Annotated in this window: 1 protein-coding gene; it reads left to right on the plus strand. The window is 67.5% G+C overall.

The features are described 5' to 3' along the window. On the plus strand, positions 1 to 1,838 hold a 1,838-nt coding region (locus tag ABZ027_RS43145), incomplete at both ends, for a condensation domain-containing protein (protein WP_356778592.1).

The raw sequence follows: 1,838 nt of genomic DNA on the forward strand, positions 1-1,838 counted from the left end.
GAGGCGCTTCCCCTCACCCCGAACGGCAAACTCGACCGCAAAGCCCTGCCCACACCCAACCCAGCCCCGGGCTCCGGCACTTATCGCGCCCCACGCAATCCACGCGAAGAACTCCTGTGCACCCTCTTCGGCCAGGTCCTCGGCATCGACACCCCCATCGGCATCGACGACAACTTCTTCGCCCTCGGCGGACACTCCCTGCTGGGCGTCACCCTGGTGGAGCGTCTCCGTGAACGCGGCGTGTCGATCGACGTACGGACCCTGTTCTCCGCCCCGACCGTGGCCAGTCTGGCTGCGGCGGCCGGGCGCGCCACGGTGGCGGTGCCCCCCAACCTCATCCCGACGAACGCGGTGGCGATCACTACCGACATGCTGCCCTTGGTCGACCTGAGCGCGGAGGAGGTGGAGTCGGTCCTCACCCAGATTCCCGGCGGCGTGTCCAACACCGCGGACGTGTACCCGCTGGCGCCTCTGCAGGAAGGCATCCTGTTCCACCACCTCATGACCGCCAGCGGTGGCGACGACGTCTACGTATTGCCGGTGGTGCTTCGCTTCGACTCCCGGAAACGGTTCGACCGTTTCCGTTCGGCGTTGCAGAAAGTGGTCGACCGGCACGACATCCTGCGCACCGCCGTCCTCTGGGAAGGAATCGCAGAGCCCGTCCAGGTTGTGCTGCGTCACGCCGAGATCCCCGTCATCACCCTCCGGCCGGAGCCTGGCGGAACCGTGGTGGAGCGGTTGTTGGCGGCCTGTCCCTCCGTGATGGACCTGCGTACGGCGCCTCTGGTGCGCCTGCACGTCACCGAACCGGACGAAGGACAGCAGCTGCATGCCGTTCTTCAGTTCCACCACATGATCCAGGACCACACCGCACTCTCCGTCGTACTGGAGGAAGTGCGCGCGATACTCGACGGCAGGGAGAACGAGCTGCCTGCGCCGCTGCCGTTCCGCGAAGTGGTCGCCCAGGCGCATCTGGGCGTGCCGCAGGAGGAACACGAGGCCTACTTCGCCTCCCTCTTGGGTGACGTGACCGAGCCCTCCGCTCCGTACGGCGTCCTCGAGGTCCATGGCGACGGCTCCGGCGTCGCCCAGGCGTCGCTGCCGCTGGACTCCGCACTCTCCGGCCGCCTGCGGGAACAGGCTCGGCGCCACGGCACCAGCCCGGCCACGCTGTTCCACGTCATATGGAGCCGTGTGACGGCTGCGACGTCCGGACGGGACGACGTCGTCTTCGGCACCGTCCTGTTCGGCCGTATGCACGCCGGAGCCGGAGCAGACCGCATACCCGGCCTGTTCATCAACACCTTGCCGGTACGGGTGCGCGGTGGTTCGGCCACCGTGGCCGAAGCCGTCTCCGGCGTGCGGGACCAGTTGGCCGACCTCGTCGTCCACGAACACGCCCCGCTCTCCCTGGCCCAACAGCTCAGTGGCGTGCCGGCTCGCACACCTCTGTTCACCTCACTGCTGAACTACCGGCACAGTCAGGACTTCGACGAGGCTTCCAGCGCGGGTACGGTGCTGGAAGGCATCGAGTTGGTGCACGCCCATGAGCGCACCAACTACCCGGTCACCGTCTCCGTCGACGACACCGGCGGCGCGTTCACGATCACCGCCCAGACCGCGGCCTCGATCGATCCACAGGCGATGTGCGAACTCGTGCGCGTGACAGCCGAGCACATGGTCGTAGCACTCGAATCAGCCCCCGGCACCCTGCTCCACCGGGTGGAGGTCCTGGACGAGACCGAGCGGCGTCGGCTGTTGGGGGAGTGGAATGACACGGTTGTTGAGGTGGGTGGTCCTGGCACGTTGCATGAGCGGTTTGAGGAGCGGGTTGCTGC

Source organism: Streptomyces sp. NPDC006332, from assembly GCF_040612855.1.
In the GTDB taxonomy this organism is placed as follows: domain Bacteria; phylum Actinomycetota; class Actinomycetes; order Streptomycetales; family Streptomycetaceae; genus Streptomyces.